Source organism: Pedobacter sp. AC402 (assembly GCF_979252805.1).
In genome coordinates, this window is the sequence record NZ_CEEDAI010000018.1 from 81212 (window position 1) to 99840 (window position 18629).

The 18629-nt window shown below is 37.9% G+C and carries 17 protein-coding genes, 1 tRNA gene and 3 pseudogenes; 8 read left to right on the plus strand and 13 right to left on the minus strand.

Going from position 1 to position 18629, the window contains the following annotated elements; translation table 11 throughout:
* Nucleotides 1-140: 140 nt before the first annotated feature.
* Nucleotides 141-2915 (plus strand): outer membrane beta-barrel protein, encoded by a 2775-nt coding sequence (locus AC0IWE_RS26760; RefSeq protein WP_471795432.1) that lies wholly within the window; start codon nucleotides 141-143, stop codon nucleotides 2913-2915.
* A gap of 411 nt (nucleotides 2916-3326) precedes the next feature.
* Here AC0IWE_RS26760 and AC0IWE_RS26765 read toward each other — a convergent pair whose 3' ends face one another.
* From AC0IWE_RS26765 to AC0IWE_RS26780, 4 genes are all read right to left on the minus strand, one after another.
* The gene (locus tag AC0IWE_RS26765; protein ID WP_055913162.1) at nucleotides 3327-4322 is read right to left on the minus strand and encodes an LLM class flavin-dependent oxidoreductase; all 996 of its coding nucleotides are present in this window, start codon (nucleotides 4320-4322) and stop codon (nucleotides 3327-3329) included.
* Nucleotides 4323-4401: 79 nt separating this feature from the next.
* A complete protein-coding gene (locus AC0IWE_RS26770) occupies nucleotides 4402-5088 on the minus strand; it encodes a class I SAM-dependent methyltransferase (protein ID WP_471795433.1) in 687 nt (228 codons plus the stop codon).
* A gap of 198 nt (nucleotides 5089-5286) precedes the next feature.
* Nucleotides 5287-6687: an MBL fold metallo-hydrolase RNA specificity domain-containing protein gene (locus AC0IWE_RS26775; RefSeq protein ID WP_471795434.1), complete on the minus strand. Its 1401-nt coding sequence runs from the start codon at nucleotides 6685-6687 to the stop codon at nucleotides 5287-5289.
* Between the two features lie 62 nt (nucleotides 6688-6749).
* Nucleotides 6750-6977, minus strand: a complete 228-nt coding sequence (locus tag AC0IWE_RS26780) for a YtxH domain-containing protein (protein WP_055913171.1) — start codon at nucleotides 6975-6977, stop codon at nucleotides 6750-6752.
* Between the two features lie 80 nt (nucleotides 6978-7057).
* Between AC0IWE_RS26780 and AC0IWE_RS26785 the strand changes: the two genes are divergently transcribed.
* Nucleotides 7058-7681, plus strand: a complete 624-nt coding sequence (locus AC0IWE_RS26785; protein WP_471795435.1) for an HAD family hydrolase — start codon at nucleotides 7058-7060, stop codon at nucleotides 7679-7681.
* Between the two features lie 197 nt (nucleotides 7682-7878).
* Here the strand turns inward: AC0IWE_RS26785 and AC0IWE_RS26790 are convergent, their stop codons facing one another.
* The gene (locus AC0IWE_RS26790) at nucleotides 7879-9660 is read right to left on the minus strand and encodes a DUF6600 domain-containing protein (RefSeq protein WP_471795436.1); all 1782 of its coding nucleotides are present in this window, start codon (nucleotides 9658-9660) and stop codon (nucleotides 7879-7881) included.
* Nucleotides 9661-9938: 278 nt separating this feature from the next.
* Between AC0IWE_RS26790 and AC0IWE_RS26795 the strand changes: the two genes are divergently transcribed.
* From AC0IWE_RS26795 to AC0IWE_RS26810, 4 genes are all read left to right on the plus strand, one after another.
* Entirely contained in the window at nucleotides 9939-10640 is a 702-nt protein-coding gene (locus AC0IWE_RS26795) for an SAM-dependent methyltransferase (protein WP_055913180.1), read from the plus strand.
* 174 nt (nucleotides 10641-10814) lie between these two features.
* Nucleotides 10815-10994 carry a hypothetical protein gene (locus AC0IWE_RS26800; protein ID WP_055913183.1) on the plus strand — a complete coding sequence of 60 codons (180 nt, stop codon included), beginning with the start codon at nucleotides 10815-10817 and terminating at the stop codon, nucleotides 10992-10994.
* A 372-nt stretch (nucleotides 10995-11366) separates the two neighbouring features.
* Nucleotides 11367-11534: a hypothetical protein gene (locus AC0IWE_RS26805; RefSeq protein WP_471795437.1), complete on the plus strand. Its 168-nt coding sequence runs from the start codon at nucleotides 11367-11369 to the stop codon at nucleotides 11532-11534.
* A 50-nt stretch (nucleotides 11535-11584) separates the two neighbouring features.
* The gene (locus AC0IWE_RS26810) at nucleotides 11585-12136 is read left to right on the plus strand and encodes a M57 family metalloprotease (RefSeq protein ID WP_471795438.1); all 552 of its coding nucleotides are present in this window, start codon (nucleotides 11585-11587) and stop codon (nucleotides 12134-12136) included.
* Nucleotides 12137-12218: 82 nt separating this feature from the next.
* Here AC0IWE_RS26810 and AC0IWE_RS26815 read toward each other — a convergent pair whose 3' ends face one another.
* The 8 genes and pseudogenes from AC0IWE_RS26815 to AC0IWE_RS26850 all read right to left on the minus strand — a co-directional run bounded on the left by AC0IWE_RS26815 (nucleotide 12219) and on the right by AC0IWE_RS26850 (nucleotide 17438).
* Complete coding sequence (locus tag AC0IWE_RS26815; RefSeq protein ID WP_471795439.1) at nucleotides 12219-12890, minus strand: Rossmann-fold NAD(P)-binding domain-containing protein; 672 nt, start codon at nucleotides 12888-12890, stop codon at nucleotides 12219-12221.
* A gap of 93 nt (nucleotides 12891-12983) precedes the next feature.
* Nucleotides 12984-13757, minus strand: coding sequence for an alpha/beta hydrolase family protein (locus tag AC0IWE_RS26820; RefSeq protein WP_471795440.1), 774 nt, complete (start codon nucleotides 13755-13757; stop codon nucleotides 12984-12986).
* The gene (locus tag AC0IWE_RS26825; RefSeq protein WP_471795441.1) at nucleotides 13714-13857 is read right to left on the minus strand and encodes a hypothetical protein; all 144 of its coding nucleotides are present in this window, start codon (nucleotides 13855-13857) and stop codon (nucleotides 13714-13716) included. The genes AC0IWE_RS26820 and AC0IWE_RS26825 overlap by 44 nt, the downstream gene beginning before the upstream one ends.
* A gap of 4 nt (nucleotides 13858-13861) precedes the next feature.
* A pseudogene (locus tag AC0IWE_RS26830) lies at nucleotides 13862-14590 on the minus strand (DPP IV N-terminal domain-containing protein).
* Nucleotides 14578-15021, minus strand: a complete 444-nt coding sequence (locus AC0IWE_RS26835; RefSeq protein WP_471795442.1) for a DPP IV N-terminal domain-containing protein — start codon at nucleotides 15019-15021, stop codon at nucleotides 14578-14580. The pseudogene AC0IWE_RS26830 and the gene AC0IWE_RS26835 overlap by 13 nt, the downstream one beginning before the upstream one ends.
* A gap of 386 nt (nucleotides 15022-15407) precedes the next feature.
* Nucleotides 15408-15495, minus strand: a tRNA-Ser gene (locus tag AC0IWE_RS26840).
* Nucleotides 15496-15627: 132 nt separating this feature from the next.
* Nucleotides 15628-17064: pseudogene (gene pyk / locus AC0IWE_RS26845) on the minus strand (pyruvate kinase).
* Between the two features lie 149 nt (nucleotides 17065-17213).
* Nucleotides 17214-17438, minus strand: coding sequence for an IPExxxVDY family protein (locus AC0IWE_RS26850; protein ID WP_471795443.1), 225 nt, complete (start codon nucleotides 17436-17438; stop codon nucleotides 17214-17216).
* A 348-nt stretch (nucleotides 17439-17786) separates the two neighbouring features.
* Between AC0IWE_RS26850 and AC0IWE_RS26855 the strand changes: the two genes are divergently transcribed.
* Nucleotides 17787-18023 carry an acyl carrier protein gene (locus AC0IWE_RS26855; protein WP_008508386.1) on the plus strand — a complete coding sequence of 79 codons (237 nt, stop codon included), beginning with the start codon at nucleotides 17787-17789 and terminating at the stop codon, nucleotides 18021-18023.
* A gap of 67 nt (nucleotides 18024-18090) precedes the next feature.
* Nucleotides 18091-18511: pseudogene (locus AC0IWE_RS26860) on the plus strand (beta-ketoacyl synthase N-terminal-like domain-containing protein); the annotation flags it as partial.
* Nucleotides 18512-18629 lie beyond the last annotated feature (118 nt).

The window sequence follows — 18629 nt, forward strand, 5'->3', positions numbered from 1 at the left end:
ATGCAACATTTAAGTCCTTTATGCGTCTACTGATAAATTGCTTTATTCATCATCCATCACATTTTTTATAGCGTTCATCACATTTATTTATCCCTAAAAAAAATAGCCAATACTTTAGGCTATTCATCTAAAAAACATACATGAAGAAACTTATACTTTCATTCGCCTTAACCTTACTTATTTCGAACCTGTTTGCACAAAAAAACGGAAGCATTACCGGAATTTTAGCGGATAGTGCCAATCACAAAACTACCTTAAATTATGCTACTGTTTCTGTTTATAAGGCTGGTGATAGTTTACTGAGTACCTACAAACTATCAGATGATAAGGGCATTTTCAAAATAAATGGCTTAACCATTGGCATTAAATACCGTTTGGTGGTAACTGCCTGGCAATACGGAACCTACCGAAAAGAAGTAGAACTTACTGCCACTAACCCTGCATTAAACCTGGGTACGCTTTATCTTTCTACCAAGGCCAATGATTTAAATGAAGTGGTTATTTCGGGAGAAAGGCCACCCGTTATTGTTCGTAAAGATACGATTGAGTTTAATGCCGAATCGTTTAAAACCCTACCTTCTGCAGTGGTAGAAGATTTACTAAAAAAACTTCCGGGTGTTGCCATTGCAGCCGACGGTTCTATCCAGGTTAACGGAAAGGCTGTTAGCAAAATTTTGGTAGATGGAAAGGAGTTTTTTGGCGGAGACCAGCAAATAGCGACCAAAAACCTTCCGGCAAATATTATTGATAAGGTACAGGTGGTAGACGATAAACAAGCTAAAAGGCGCGATCCGGACTTAGCAGCAGCTGAAATACCGCAAATAATTAACTTAAAATTAAAAAAAGCCATTAAAAAAGGGGCTTTTGGCAAATTATATGCAGGTGGAGGATTAAAAGATCTTTATCAGGCCGGTGGATTAATGAATTTTTTTAGGGATACGACGCAGGTAAGTATTCTGGCTTACGCAAATAACATCAATCAGCCAGGATTTAATCCAAATGATGTACAACGTATTGGTGGATTTGGCAGAAGTGGTGTAAATTCAATGATGATGACCTCTGGTGGATATTTTGAATTTAATGGCATTAATTTCGGAGGTAGCTACAATGGCGTTCAAACTTCGTCAGGTGGTGGTTTTAATTTTAATACTTTAACCAAAAAGGGAATCAAAATCAATACACAATATTTTTTCGGCCGTTCTGATAACCTGTTAGAAAAGTTAACCAACACCAACCAAACGCTAGGCACAGATCGGTTGATTACAAACGCTAACGAAAATACCACTGCTCTTATCCTTAAGCATAATATTGGAGGAAAACTTGACTGGCAGATCGACTCTCTAACTCAACTAACAATTGAACCGGCAATTGTGCTTAGCTCCAATAATTCGGTAAGCACGGTTTATACCCGCAACAATAATGCGAATAACCAGGTAATCAATGCCCTTGCAAATTTGAACGACCTTAATACCGGGAACAATAAATATCAATTGAGGGCCGATTTTAGTAAGGATTTTAAAAAAGCAGGCAGATCTTTTAACCTGGGAACTGATATTTCTGCAACACCAAATCCGATTATCAATTACAATAAAAGCAATAGCGTTTTTTACCTCACACCTTCTACTTCAGAGATTGATCAGTTAAGAAACAACACTATCGATAACTTCAGAGGGTATTTTTATGGCAATTATACTGAACCGATTACCAAAAAACTGAACTTTAAAGCAGATGTAAGCGGAAACCTCATCAATAGCGAAAACGCACTAAGTACTTTTTACCGCAATCCTGCCAACCAACTTTACGATATTGTAATTCCAAATTTAACGCAAACAGTTAAACAGGCTGGTTTTAAAACCAATACAAACATCAGTTTAGGGTACAAAGTAACTAAAGATCTTTATTTACAGCCAGGGCTTGTTCACAATTACATTTCATTAAATAACCGTTTCACCAATAGTGCAGACATTAATCAGCGTTATAATTTTATGTGGCCAACATTTCAGCTGAAATATAAAATATTCCGTTTTAACTATTCTGCACGTTTTACCGAGCCAAATGTAAGCTATCTTCAACCAGTTGCCGATAATACAAACGCATTTTACATCAGAAACGGAAACCCGAATCTGTTACCTGCCCGAAATCAGGGTTTAAGCATGAATATGTATAAATACGACCCAAAAAGCATGATTAACTACAATTTATACGGCTATGGCAATTTTACAAAAAATGGTATTGTTAATTCAGTTAACATAAAAGATGGTGTGCAAACAGTTTATCCGATCAATAAAAATGGTATTTATAATTTTAGTGGTGGAGCCAATATTTCAAAAGATTTTAAAAAGGATAAAACCAGCATCAAAGTAGGCTTAGGCTTTTGGGCCAATTATGACCACAGCCCTGTTATAGTGAACAATATAGAAAGCGATGCCAATGTATTTTATGTAGGCCCTAACGGAAGTGTTAGGTTAAACCTGAATGATAAAGTAGAAATTAACCAGTCGTACTCAATAAGCCTTAACCGTAGCACATACGATGATCCTTATTATACCAACGTAAGCTACAATACGCATCAAAGTACTTCTGAGCTTATTATCCGTTACCCCAAAAAACTGGTATTCGAAACCAGTTATTCATTAACAATAAACGGCCAAAAAGTTGCCGGATATAACAACAACATTAAATACTGGAATGCTGCACTTACATATCTGTTTATGAAAAACGACAGGGCACAATTGAAATTCTCTGTGAATGACATCTTGCAGAGTAATGTACGCAGGAATATTCAGATTACCGGAAATAGTGTTATCGATACACAAAGTAATAATCTTGGTAGATACGGCATGCTAACCCTTACCTATAACATTCAAAACTTTGGTCAGAAAGTTGGCGGTAGACAAACATTTTTTAATTTTTAACCCCTTTAATAATGGTCAGTGGAAACACAGAACTTGGCATTAAAGGGTTATTTAGGGTAACTAGGCATAGTAGTAATAATCTCCGTGGTCTGTGTCTCCACAGACCACAAAATTTCACATTCTTTGATTATTAAATATGGTTTGTTAAAACAAAAGCCAGAGTATTAACGCGTTATTCTGAGAAGTAGTTTATTGCAATAAAGATCTCCGTGGTCTGTGTCTCCACAGACCACAAAATTTCACATTCTTTGATTATTAAATATGGTTTATTAAAAAAAAAGCCTAGGCACTAATACGTTATTCCGAGAAGTAGATTATAGCAATAAAGATCTCCGTGGTCTGTGTCTCCACAGACCACAAAATCTTCTTTTTTTGGTTTGTTAAAACAAAAGCCTAGGCACTAATGCGTTTTTACTGAAATAAATCTGCCAAAAGCTCATATGATTTTACCCTATCCTCAAAATGTTCGGTAATGGTAACAGCCATCAGTTCGTTCACATCATATTCAACTGCCAGTTGAGTAAGCCGCTCTTTAATTACTTCAGGTGTACCGTAAATCATCCGCTGCTTATTGGCATTAATGCGCTCCTGCTCTGCCGCATTATAACTTACCGCTTTAATATCATCCCAGCCAACTGCAGGCAATCCTTTACCTTTTTCAAGCTGCAAAAACCGGTAACCCATTAAGGCTTCCTGTTGTTTTACCTTTTCTTCATCATCTGAACAAAAAACATGAAGTGCCACATTTTCTACAGGCTGGGCAAGATCAACTGAGGGCTTAAAGTGCTCACGATAATATTGAACAGCCTGAGGCCCGCCATTTGGATTAATAAAATGCGCAAAAGAGAAACCCATTCCAAAATGTGCAGAAAACAATGCGCTTTGGCCGCTACTGCTCAGCAGCCATTGTGTAGGGACAGTTTCTGAAATTGGTATGGCTTTTATCCTGGCCTGAATGCCACCGTCTGATGTATCGTGTAAATAATGTTGCAATTCGCGCAGTTGCTCTACAAAATCCTGTTCGCTCCAATTATTTGATGGATTAAGCATTGAGGCCGTAATCCGGTCGGTACCGGGTGCCCTGCCCATTCCCAAATCAATCCGGTTGGGATGCATTACTTCCAACAAACGGAAACTTTCTGCAACTTTTAATGCACTGTGGTTCGGCAGCATAATGCCTCCCGAACCAATTCTTAAAGTTTTAGTATGGTTGGCCAAATGGGCAATTAAAATTTCGGGAGTAGAACCAGCTAAGCTGGTGCTGTTATGGTGTTCGGAAACCCAAAAACGATGATAACCCAACCGTTCAGTTTCTTGTGCAAGAATAGTGGTTTCTTCAATCGCCCTCCGGGCATTTACGCCTTTACGTACAGGAGATTGATCTAAAACGCTCAATTTAATTTTCATATTGTTCATATGCTTATTAAACAAAGCTAAAAGGCTGTTGATTTAAAATATAATCATGAAAAGCTTTATGACTTTTAAATTATTGCGCCAAAGTCAATTTTACCAAATACTGATCTTCTCCATCATCAAAAATCATTTCTGTATCCCATCCAGTTTCTTTGGCAATACGTTTAATGGTTTCTTCATCAACATAAACCCAGTTGAACCAGTTGCCTTTTTCGCCTTTATATTCATATTGATAGGATACCTCGCCGTAATATTGGTTATGAGGCTTCGGCACATCTTCGTACAAATAAGCAATATCTGAAGAATCAAAAATTACTTGTCCGCCAGGTGTGATAAGATCCCTCAACTTGATCAAAAAATCTTTAAAACCAGGTAATGTTCCGGTAAGGCCGATGCCGTTCATTAACATAATAATGGTATCGAATTTTTCTTGATAGGCAAAAACATCCTGAAGTAGTGCTTTTTTTACGCCACGATCTTTCATGATATTTACAGCGGCTTCTGAGATATCAATGGCGGTAACATCAATGTTAAAAGCCTGCAAAAGTAAGGCATGACTACCAACCCCGGCACCAATATCCAACACTTTCCCTTGGCACATGTGTAAAGCCTGAAGCTCTAAAACAGGCATATCTTCATCATCACGAAAGAAAAATTCCAATGGCATCTCCTCCGGTTCGCCATAAGAATTGTGCAACCAAAGTGTATCTGCTTCGCCAGTTCTGTAAATATCTGTTAACGCCTTACCAAAAACATCCATAAGGCAAAGATAGGAGGAAAGCTTAAAACATTGAGAAAAATCGTTAGCTCCGTAGTTTTAACATACCATTAATCTCGCGCATTACTATTGGTTGGATTTTGTAATTATGAACATGAATGGAAACCTATATTTTAGATTTCTCACTCGCTATACTCGCTTTAAAGTGGCCGTCCAACAAATTCAATTAACTATATTAAATTATTCAATTTCAAATACCTGATGATATTCTGGTATGGCAACATGTTTAAAGCCTTTATCTTTTAACCTGCCTGCAAAATGCTGTTGTACTTCATATTCGCCATGTACCAAAAACAGCTGTTTTACTTTGGCTGGGTCTTGACATGATAAAAAGTGCAGCAAATCTTCGTAATCGCCATGTGCACTCATCGATTTTATTGAGCGGACTTCGGCTTTTACATCAAGTTCTTCTTTAAAAATTTCAACCACTTTTTGCCCGGCAATTAATTTACCACCAAGCGAATTGGGTTCACAGTATCCCACCATTAAAATGGTATTTTTCTGATTCCCGATATTGTTTCTGATGTGATGTTTTACTCGACCTGCTTCTGCCATTCCCGATGCAGAAATAATTACACAGGGCCGAGGATCATCATTTAATGCTTTTGATTCCTCCACGCTTTCGATAAAACGCAAGCCTTTAAAAGCAAATACATCATGATCGATTTTTAAAGTATCTTTTACTCCATTGTTGTATACTTCAGGATGCTTTTTTAGAATTTCTGTCGCCTTTGAAGATAGTGGACTATCTACATAATAAGGAATATCAGGCAATTTTCCTTTTAATTCTAAACCGTTTAAAGCATAAAGTAGCTCTTGTGTACGGCCAACAGCAAAAGCTGGGATGATTACTTTGCCTTTTTTCACTTTACAGGTATTGTTGATAATTTCCAAAAGAAGATCTTCTATCGGATCGAGATCTTTATGCAACGAATCGCCATAGGTAGATTCCATTAAAATATAATCAGCCTGATCAAACTGTTGCGGACTTTTTAAAAGTAAATCGCCATAACGGCCAACATCTCCAGAAAATGTAATCCGTATTGGTTTTCCGTCTTCTGAAATAGTAAGATGAACCGCAGCACTACCCAAAATATGGCCAGCATCGGTAAACTTTAAGCGGATTCCTGATTCGATCTCAAAATCTTGTTCATACTCCACAATTTTCATCAAACCAACTGTTTTTGTAACATCATCATCAGTGTAAAGTGCCTCTTCCATTTCTTCACCTTTGTGTAGATGGCGGTTGGAGAACTCAGCATCCTGCATCTGTATTTTTGCAGAATCCATCATTAAGATACGGGCAAGATCCATGGTTGCGGCAGTACAGAAAATTTTTCCTTCAAAACCATCAGCAACCAATTTTGGCAATAAACCACAATGATCTATATGTGCATGGGATAAAACTACGTAGGTAACTTTTTTAGGATCGAAGCCGAAAAAATCATTTAATTTATCGGTAACTCGGCCCATTCCTTGAAATAAGCCACAGTCTAATAAAATTTGAGTGCCGTTTTTTAAGGTAATAAGGTGCTTACTTCCCGTAACAGTTCGGGCTGCACCATGAAAAGCAATGTTCATTTAAAAATGGTTAGAATATTATTAGAATAAAAATGCCGGATATTTCCGGCATTTCCAATTCTTTAAGCGTTTATATCTGCTATTTTATCTTTCACCTTATCTGCAACTCCTGTAGCTTTATCCGCCAAGCCTGCTAATTTATCTTTAGAAGCATCTAATAAATCGGCAAAGAAATCAGATACTTTACCTTTTAAATCACTTGTCGAATCTGAAGATAACGCCAATGCGATTGTTGCACCAAGTGCTGCTCCAGCCAGTACGCCTACTATAATTTTTGTTTCCTTTGTCATAACTTTAAGTCTTTAAATAATTAAACATTAATTCGCACTTGTTGTTTTGGTTTTATTACAACATAAATCATTCCATTTACATGAAGCATATATTTTTTATCGATCTGGACAATACCATTTACTTTACCAAACCGAATGAGGCGCAATTAATGGGCGAATTATACCATTTTTTAGAGAATTTAGATTTAGGAATCAGTGATGAAGATTTTCAACTCGCGAAAAAAGAGATGTTAAGAACACCATTTCAAAAAGTTGCCAAAAAATATAAGTTTAAAGAAGAATTAATGCCTGATATACTTGCTTACTTACAAAGCAGGGAAGTTACACAACCTTTAAAACCAAGTGATGATTACCATTATATTAAAAGCCTTAAAGGGAAAAAATTTATTGTAACCGCTGGTTTTGAGAAACAGCAAAAATCAAAAGTGAAGATGCTCGGCATTGCCGACGATTTTGAAAAGGTGCATGTTGTAGATGTTTCAACTACTAATAAAAAGGAAGCCTTTAAATTATTAATTGAACAATATAACCTGAATACAGACAATATTTTAATTATAGGTGATGATGCGGAATCTGAAATTAAATTTGGATTGGAGCTGGGTATAAGCACCTTTCTATTGGATCCTGAAAACCTCCATCCAGAAGCCGGGAGCACTTTCCGAGGAACAGATTTAAGTAATCTTCATGCAGCAGCAGGTCAGTAATTTAGTTTTTTTGCTTTGAAGATTAGTTAAAAACATTATAGTTCGAAAAACAAAGCCATATGCAATTTTCAATCCCCAAGCAATTGTCATTTCGAACGGGGCGCAACGTAGCCGAAAACGATCTCTCCATTTTAGGCTTCAAAAAGACAAATATCTTTTAGATAAAAAAGTCCCGATTTTCATCGGGACTTTTTTATTTATCCTCTGCCTCCTCTTGATGGCCTTCCACTTTCACCACCGCCTCTTTGTTGTTGCGGTGCTTCTCTTCTTTGCTCCTGTCTTTGTTGTTGTTGTTGCTGCTGTTGCTGTGCTCTTTGTTGTTGTACTTGAGCATCGCGTTGAGCACGCTCTTGTTGTTGTTGTTGTGCCTGTTGAGCACGTTGCTGTTGAGCCTGGGCATCACGCTGAGCCCTTTCCTGTTGTTGCGCTTGCGCCTGTTGAGCACGTTGCTGCTGCATTTGCTCATTGCGTTGTTGCTGAACCTGGGCATCACGTTGTGCACGCTCTTGTTGTTGTGCCTGGGCTTGTTGCGTACGTTGCTGCATTTGCTCATTACGTTGCTGTTGCACCTGGGCATCACGTTGTGCACGCTCTTGTTGTTGTGCCTGGGCTTGTTGCGTACGTTGCTGTTGCATTTGCTCATTACGTTGCTGCTGCACCTGGGCATCACGCTGCGCTCTTTCTTGTTGTTGCCCCTGAGCCTGCTGTGCACGTTGCTGTTGCATCTGCTCATTGCGTTGTGCTCTTTGTTGATCCATTTGAGCCGCACGTTGCTGTTGATCTACCTGACCGCGTTGCTGCCCTTGAACATCGCGTTGCGCACGTTGCTGATCCTGACTCATACGGTCTTGCTGTGCTCGCTGTTGTCTCATCTGGTCAAATCTTTGCTGATCCTGGCCACGGTTTATATTTTCCTGTCCGTTTCTTCCTTCAACACCATTTGGATTGTTACGGCTAATGCGTCCATTTGCATCCCTATTGTAAGCCTCACCTCTGTTATTTGGCTGATTATTGTTATCTCTTCCTCCATTGCCATTGCCGCGATCGGGTTGCGTAATTCGGTTATCTCTTGATCCAAAACGGTTATCATTATTATTGGGATTCCCGCCCCTTTGATCGCGATTGGTATAACCTTCATTTCTGCCGCCTCTGCTAAAACCTGCATTACCTTGTTCAAATTTTCTAGGTGCTGCACTGCGGTTATCAGCATTACGCTCAGGCCTTGGTCTGTAAATAGATACTTCCCTGCTGTTAATTCTGCTGGCACCTGGTCTTGATCCTTGTGCGTATCTGTAAACGGTTACATCTCTATTGGTTGCACGTCTGATGTCTTCAATCCTTGGTCCGCCATAATAATTCCTTCTGTTATATACATAAGTATTATTGATGATTGTGGTATTGCGGATATATACATTATTTCTTCCATAATCATACCTAGGGAATGTATTGATGTAAATGTTGCGCTGCGGAATAAAATTCCAGCAAAATTCTGGTACTGAATAGCGACGGCCAAAACTCAGGTTAATGCTGATACTTGGGGCCATTGGTGCCCATCCATAATAACCATCTCCACTTCTCCAATCAACCCATGCTGGCCCCCAATTGGTATCAGGTAACCAAATCCATTGCCTGTAGCTGTTAATTACCCAACGGCCGTAGTGGAAAGGTGCCCATCCCCAATTGTAGTTGGAAACCCAGGTATTACCGTATTCTGTCATCGCCCACCGTCCGTTGGTATAATACGGTCTGAATTCGTTCTGATCTACATCAGGGCGCCAAACATATCCGTATTGAGGATCCTGAATCCACGTGCCATAAGGAGAGAGTTCATCATAAAAAGTTTGTAAAGAAACATTGCCAGTGCTATAACCATCATCCTGGTAATCGTTTTGATAGTCTTGTGCCCTGACAAGGGTTGTGGTTCCGGCAAGGAGCGCAAAGAGCCCCAGCACAAGTGCCGTAGATTTCAGTGTTTTCATTTGTGTGTTTATTTTAATAACCTAATGTGTGTGTATCAATTAGAGAACCAAAATTATAGAAGGTTTAATATGCATGCATAGTTTTTGCATTTTCATCCAAATATTGCCCTGCAAGGCATATTTAACTTATATTTAACGTTTTAAGCCAAGTTTAATTGTGCAGAAAATTAGTCAGTTAGAAATAATATTTGCTACACCTTTATTTATAAAAGAGATTATATTGCCATTGAAGTAAACTTTAAAACTTAAATTCTATTTATTGTAAGTATTTTTGCACCATGCAAAAAGGCACTTTATACCTTATTCCCGTACCATTGGCAGAAGAGGTAGCACACAAAACATTTACCCCTTATTTGGTTGATACCATTAATCAGATTGATACCTACATTGTAGAAAACAGTAAGACAGCCCGTCGCTTTTTAAAAGAAGCGGGTTTAAAAACGCCACAGAAAGATTTAATTGTACATGATTATGGTAAACATAACCGTACAGATCTGGGTCAGTTTTTTGTTGAGCTTGCCGCCGGAAAAGATGTAGGGCTTATGAGTGAAGCAGGCTGCCCTGGCATTGCCGATCCTGGTGCCGATATTGTTGCTGAAGCACATAAACGTGGTATTAAGGTTGTGCCATTGGTAGGCCCTAGTTCGATATTATTGGCTTTAATGGCTTCAGGTTTTAATGGGCAAAGTTTTGCTTTTTGGGGTTATTTACCTATAGATAAAGAGCAACGTACCAAAAGAATCAAAGATCTGGATTTATCTGCCAGCCGATATAAGCAAACACAGATTTTTATCGAAACACCTTTTCGCAACAACCAGCTTTTTGAAGAGGTACTGAAAAGCTGTAAACCCAATACACAGGTTTGTGTGGCCAGTAACCTTACTGCTGAAGATGAATTTATAAAAACCCAGAGTGTTTACAACTGGCGCAAAGAGGAAATTGATCTTCATAAAAAGCCAACTATATTTTTATTGTATTAAGGCAAAATCGTTATATAAACTGTAGTGGAATGGGGAGATCTATTTACTTAGATTGCGCTACTCCGTTGCACTTCGCTTTAAATGACGAGCAAATTCAAAAAATTAAAACATATTTAGCATTACATTGGTTGTTATTACAGCGCTCCGCATTATTATTCACTAAATTTTACAGTTATGAAAAATACGAGCACACCAAAAAACAATCCAACCGTTCAGGGAAGTTCAATAGCCGATAGGGCTAACCACGACTTTAAAACTGATAAAAAAATGCAAGGGATCACAAATGGCGGCGGCCAACGGTCTGATCAAACATCTAATAAAGACAATCAAAGAAAATACGATAACAAGAAATAATCTATTTTAATATCAATTATTTTTCAAGTTATTTAGGCTTGTCGGGCGGTATTAATAAATACCCTACCGACAAGCCTTTTTTCATTTATAATACTTATCTGTTTCCTGAAGATTACCTATCGATACCACAGGCCATCATTATGTTTTATCCCATATACATGTAAAATGAATCTCCACAATGTTTAGCATAGATAAACATTCTTAAACAACAAAATTGGTTTCGTGTAAATTTTAAGATATAATAATGTATTTAAACTAATACATACCGATTTAAGTTAGTTTTCGTGTAAAAATCAGATAAACGGATATCAGATTGTAACATCTTACATTACATTTGTTTCATCAGCTATTAGGACTAACTAACTTAAACTTATGAAAAACAAACTAAAAATGACCGCAGTTATTGCGATGGTGGCACTGATCATTGCTGCTTGTAAAAAAAATCCAGAAACGACTACAGCACCACAAGAAACGGTAAAAAACTCAGACAAGGTGCTACAATACATTAAAATCTTGGCTTTCCGGAAACCAGCATTATAGATAAAGGCTCGTTTTATCTTGTTGAAGAAGATATATCATTTTCTAAAGACATGAAAGTACCTTCAAATGCAGGTGTAGGTACGGAGCAGTATTATTCGGGAACGATTGTAAATAGCACCAATAAGCTGAATATAAGGGTTTTTGTTGATCCTTCGATGACATCAATGTTAAGTGAAATTAACAATGCACTTGCTCAATGGAATGCTGTACCAAATTCTACCTTGCGACTGAACGTTGTAACTACCGCACCTTATGATATACTCATTAAAAACGAAGTTTTGGAGAGTGCTCCCGGTTTTGTAACATGCGGTATGGGTGAATTTCCGGTTGATGGAAAAGCTGGCTCATTAATTAGAATCAACAAAAATGCAATTGCAAGTAATTCATTCGCGCAACGTGCCAGAACAATTTGTCACGAATTTGGCCATAACATATCACTTCGTCATACCAACTGGTCATCAGCAGGCGAAAAAACTCCTGGTGTACCTGTACCAGGTGTATCAGGAACTGATGCTTCTTCACTAATGAATGGAGGGCAATGCGGTAGTGGCGCAAGCGTACTATCTACAAAAGATAAAAATGCAATAGCCGCTTTATATTAAAAAAACCTAAAATAATCAACTAACCTAAACCAAGTGCCTAATCTGCTGATTAAGATAAGCCCAGGAACTATTACTCCTGGGCTTATTCTTTAGCAAGGGCAATAATATCCTTTCCTTCTAAAATTCTCCTTTGGTTGTTATGACTTAAGGTATTAATCATCGCCTGGCCAAGCTCAGCCATGGTACAAAACCCATCTGGATAAACAGCCCGCCCTAAAGGAAACATCCAATTGATATATTTATAAAACTTGTGGGCATATTTTTGATTTGGCAAAGGCTTAATAAAACCGGGCCTGAAATTGTACACCTGCTCAAAAGGCAATGCCATTAAATCATTCTCTGTTTTTCCTTTTACCTGTGCCCATTTTAATCTTCCGTTTGCGTTGGTTCCACCTCCGGATACATAACAAAAAGTCATACCTTCATTCAGCCTGCTCAGTGTTTTAGCAACATGCATCGTTAAAGTATAAGTCATTTTAAAATAGGTATCATTATCTACGCCTACTGATGTAATTCCTAAGCAGAAAAAGCATGAATTGTAACCCGAAAGCTCATTCTCAATCGCTGAAAAGTCGAAAAAATCAGAATGGATAATCTCCTTTAATTTTGGATGTACATAACCACATGGTTTGCGGTTTACTACCAAAATGGAATCAATTTCAGGATTTTCCAAGCATTTCATTAATACTCCTTCGCCAACCATTCCGGTTGTACCGGTTATAATTACGTTATTTTGACCTCTGGTTTTTCCCATGAAATTGTTTTTTGAAATTAAACTGTTAAAATACCCGCATTGTTTAATACAAGATACAAAAAGAGCAACCTGTTAAAGTTGCTCTTAAAAAATTTATTTTGCTGTTGGGCCTTTCATCTGGTAATCTTTAGGTGGTTCGGCACCTAAAAGATGTTGTACAAAATAATCCCAACGGCGGCGCATCATATATGGTGAATAAGCTCCATAACCATGCGCACTATTTGGAAATATAACCAGATCGAAAGATTTGTTTGCCTTTTCCAATGCCTCTACAACCAATAAAGTATTGTAAGGTGGCACGTTATCGTCCATCATACCATGCACAAGCATTAGCTTTCCTTTCAGGTTTTTAGCATAATTCTGATTGGCTTGTTCTTCGTAATCAGCATTTTCTACTAAACCATTGTAACGTTCGCCCCAATCGTCCTCGTAGTTTCTATTGTCGTGGTTTCCAGATTCAGCAATTCCTACTTTAAAAAAATCCGGATAACGGAACATTGCCGTCGCAGTAGCAAAGCCACCACCCGAATGGCCCCATATGCCAACTTTAGTGGTATCAATTGGATATTTAGCCGCAAGCTGTTTGATTGCCGAAATCTGATCAGGTAATGTGTTTTCGGCCATATTGCCATAGCTCATATCATGAAAACTTTTAGAACGGTCTGGATTACTGGTACCTTCAATTACCACCACAATAAAGCCGAGTTCGGCTAAAGCCTGATTATCGCCTCTGGAAGCAGAAAAAGCCCAGCTACCTACGCTACCACCCTGCGGCCCTGGATAAATATAATCGATAACCGGATATTTCTGATTGGCATCCATTTTAGTTGGCGTAAAAACCAACCCGGTAAATATCAGTTTTACCATCTTTTGCCTTAACTGAAACCGGAGTTGGAGCTTTCCAGCCTGTAGCGGCAAGTCTGGTAACATCTGCTTTTTCTAATTCTGTAATTAGTTTTCCATCCAAACTTTTAAATACGGTAACATATTGGTACGTTTGGCTGTGAATAGCTGTCGATAAAATATTTTTCTGATGGAGAGAATGAAACGATATGATTTCCGTTTTCTGGTGTTAAATCGGTAAGCTTTTTGCCATCAAAACCAATTTTTGTATAAATGACCAAAATATGCGATTTATTTTATCCTGACCGTTTGCAATAGCAAATAAAGTGTACGCGTTTTTTCATCCACTTTAAGCAATCGGGTAGCACTACAAAATCACCTTTGGTGATTTGATTTTTTACTTTACCATTTGTGGCATCATACAGATAAAGGTGACCCCAATTATCCCTTTCCGAATACCAGATAATTTCTTTTGAAGCAGGAAGATAACGCCAGTTGATTGCACCCTGACCCGATTCGAACTGTGTTTCAACGGTTTCTTCAAAAACCTCTCTAACAGCACCTGTAGTTGCGTTTGCAATACGGAACTTTTCATTTTTATGGTCTCTTGAAGTCGATACGAAAGCAACTTCTGATCCATCGGCCTTCCAGTCGATATCATCAAAAGTACCACTGCTCGAAATATCATCGCTGAGCGTAGCACGATGCTGATCTGCAGGAATGTTAAGTGAAACCACTTTAGGGTTTTCTACATCAACAACCACTCTACGGATGGTGGCAATCTGCTTATCGCCAGGTAATGGATATTTCCAGGCTTTTAACACAGGTGCACCAACATTGGTGGTTACCAGATACATATCAGATGAATTGCGTTGTATTCTTGTCGAAAAGTAGCTATTTTTTTTGAATCAGGAGACCAGCGCAAAATTGGGGCATCGCTATGTTTCGAACCTGCATTATCAGTAGCATAACCATAATCTTTAACGCCATCGGTTGTTAATTGCGTTACTTTTCCTGAAGCTATATCTTTAACAAACAGGTTATAATCTTTAATTAATATGGATTTTTTTCCGTCGGGAGATACAACCTCATTGCGGCCTCCACCTCTACGGGATGGCATTGCGCCGCCTTTATATTCGGTAGTTAAGGTTTTGCTTTTCTTTAATGGATCTACTAAAAAAGTTTGTTCTGTACCATCGGTTTTAGTGCTATACCAAGATTTATCACCATCCAACCAATTTGGCTGTACACTTGCGTGATCGATGTATTTTGCCGTATTATAAGCCATAAAACTTTCGGCCCTTTCGTAATCTTTTTACTGTTAGGGCTTTCTGCTGCGCATTTGCGGTAATGGCCAAAGCACAGGCCGTTACGGTAAGCCAATATTTATTTATCATGTTAGTTAATCTTGCGATAAAAATAATACTGTTTTAGGAAATGACAGGTATTAATCGTGATACAAATTAGGCATAAGGTGTAGAGGAGCGGATACTAAGGAACCAAACAAATTAATTCGGGCTTTCTCACAATTAACTTAAAGCCAATGCAATTTTTATTTACCGTAAAGAATACGATGTGATGTTCCAGATATGGAAAATATTTACCATTTCAGATCACAAAAAAGCCCGATAAGCATTTAACTTACCAGGCTTTTGATAGGATTTTTAACCATTTTGGCGGAGAGGGCGGATTTCGAACCCGCGGTACCTTGCAGTACACACGCTTTCCAAGCGTGCTCGATCGACCACTCTGACACCTCTCCGAATGGATTGCAAAAATATATTTTTTGTTGATATCAACGTTAAAAAGATCAATAAAAAGTGCAAAATAGCAAGCAAAAAAAATGCTTCCCAATTATAGGAAGCATTTATAGTATTTCGACAGTTGTTTTTAATTAGTCAACAACTGTAATTTTTAACATATTGGTTTTACCTTTTGCTTCCATCGGGATAGCAGCTGTATTGATGATGATATCGCCTTGTTTAACCAGTTTTTTGCTCTTCAAAAATTCATTCACCTCAATGATGGTGTTATCGGTACTTTCCCACTTATCGTAGAAGAAACCCCTTACGCCCAAAGTAAGCTCACTGCATTTAATAAAGCCCTGTTGCTGGTAAAAATAAAGGTTAAAGCTTCTGGGCGGTGACTTGAAATTTCGAAAGCAGTGTACCCGCTTAAAGTCATCGAAACAATACCTACAGCATTGGTTTGTTTAGCTAAGAAACAAGCTGAATCACAAATTGCATCACTTAAGAAAGATGGCGATTTTGGTTTTAAAAACTTATCAGGATTGAACGGATAGTTGTTCTGCTCAATGTTTTGAATAATTTTTTGCATGGTTTCGATTACGATCAATGGAAATTCTCCAACCGAAGTTTCTCCACTTAACATCACAGCATCAGCACCATCCAAAACAGAGTTAGCCACATCATTCACCTCAGCACGTGTTGGGCGAGGTGTAGTGATCATACTTTCTAACATTTGTGTTGCTACAATCACTGGCTTAGAAGCTGCTTTCTCATTTGCTATAATTCATTTTCTGTGAACAATGGAACTTCTTCCATCGGACATTCAACACCTAAATCGCCACGGGCAACCATAGTACCATCTGTAACTGCAATAATCTCATCGATATTTGCAATGGCTTCCGGTTTTTCAATTTTAGCAATTACACGGGCAGTTTTACCACGTTCGGCAATTATTTTTTTAAGTTCGATGATATCTTCTGCTTTACGCACGAAAGATAAGCCGATCCATTCTACATCATTTTCCAGAACAAATTCTAAATTTTCGCGGTCTTCAGGCGTTAATGAAGGGATAGAAACTTTAGTATTTGGAAGTGTTTACACCTTTTCTTGAAGTTAAAATACCACCGTGAACAATCTCGCAAACCACCTCATCTTTTAAATTGGTAGAAATTACTTTCATTTGCAGTTTTCCATCATCCAAAAGGATAATTTCGCCTGCCTGAGAAGCATCCTAGAGGGAAGTTTTGATAAGTAATGTAAATGCGTTCTTCGTTACCAATGCATTCGCTGGTGGTAATTACAGTGGTTTTGCCATTAATCAGGTTAATACCACCTTCTTTTACTAAACCAATACGAATTTTTGGTCCTTGTAAATCGGCAAGGATACCTACATTATAATCGTATTTTTTGTTTAAATCGCGGATGGTATCCAAAACCGCCTGGTGATCTGCTTGTGATCCGTGCGAAAAGTTTAGGCGGCAAACATCTAAACCTGCATTAAACATACTATATAATACATCTGGTTTTGCTGACGCAGGCCCAAGCGTGGCAACAATTTTAGTTCTCGAATGAAAAGGTTTCATTTAATTAATTGATTTTAGCAATGCAGTTTAAGAAAGCATAATTATTATCTAAAATAATCAAACTGCATTAAATTTTATATATTTTGTTCTTTTGTTCTTTGTTTGTAACCGTCAAATATAGTGTATTTAATACACCAAGTACATAATTTTTATATTACCAAATTCTCCTTACTCTTTAACTTAGTCGGATCAATCTTCGCAGCCACCTGTATATCAGGCAGTTTATTCAATCCGTTGATCAGATAATCCAAATCTTCCTTATCAATAAATTCTTTAATTATGATAAAAAAATCTACTTTGTTCATCTCAGGAATTAAGAAACCATCACTGCTTTTATTGCAAATTAAGTAGTATTCTACCTCTCCCGCCTTCAATAAAAGTAATATTTAGAGAACGACCAGGCAGGTTCATCGATATTAAAAATATTTCGTGGTCGTCTATTTTCTCAAATTGTGTATTTAATCGGGTATTAATTTTGTGGCAAAGCACATAGTCTTTTAAGGGCTGGTGATTGCAATCAGTATAAAATCAAGGTCTAAGGTAAGTTTTAGGTAAGTTCTATTCAAAGCGAAATAAATTATTTACAGAACGAAATTAAAAACGAATCTATATTCGCTGTGTTATTGAGATACCAAAATTACGTATCGAAATAAAAACATTTGAAAATTGTGAGAATTTATTTTTCTTTGCACAGAATTATTTAACCATTAAATTATAAAATTATGTCTGATATTGCTTCAAGAGTTAAGGCTATTATCGTAGAAAAACTAGGTGTTGACGAAAGCGAAGTTACGCCAGAGGCTTCATTCACCAACGATTTAGGTGCAGATTCTTTAGATACCGTAGAGTTGATTATGGAATTTGAAAAAGAATTCAATGTAGCTATTCCTGATGATCAGGCTGAAACCATCGGTACAGTTGGTCAAGCGATTGCTTATTTGGAAAAAAACGTTAAATAGAATTACGCTTTTTCAGTATAAATGGAATTAAAAGAGTAGTAGTACAGGGTCTGGTGCGCTCACTCCTATAGGCAATAATGTTCCCGATTTTTGGGAAGGATTGACTAACGGGGTGAGTGGCGCTGCTCCTATTAAGGGTTTTGACACTGAAAAGTCCAAAACCAAATTCGCTTGTGAGGTAAAAAACTTTAATCCTGAAGATTTTTTGGAGAAAAAGGAAGCCCGCAAGCTTGATCCGTTTGTACAATATGCTCTTGTAGCAACAGATGAGGCTGTGAAGGATGGTGGTTTTGATTTTGAAAAATTAGATACCAACCGGATCGGAGTTATCTGGGGTGCAGGCATAGGTGGATTGAAAACTTTCCTTGATGAAATTTCGAATTTCGCCAAAGGGAGATGGTACGCCAAGGTTCAATCCATATTTTATTCCTAAAATGATTGTAGATATCGCAGCAGGGGCCATTTCTATCCGTCATAAGTTGCGTGGCCAGATCAGCGGCGCACGAAAAACGCGAAAGCGTTTCACGATAAATGCGAAAACCAGTGGTGTTAGCGAGGTAGACCTGGTTAATATCGGCTTCATATAACTGAACCAAGTAATATAAG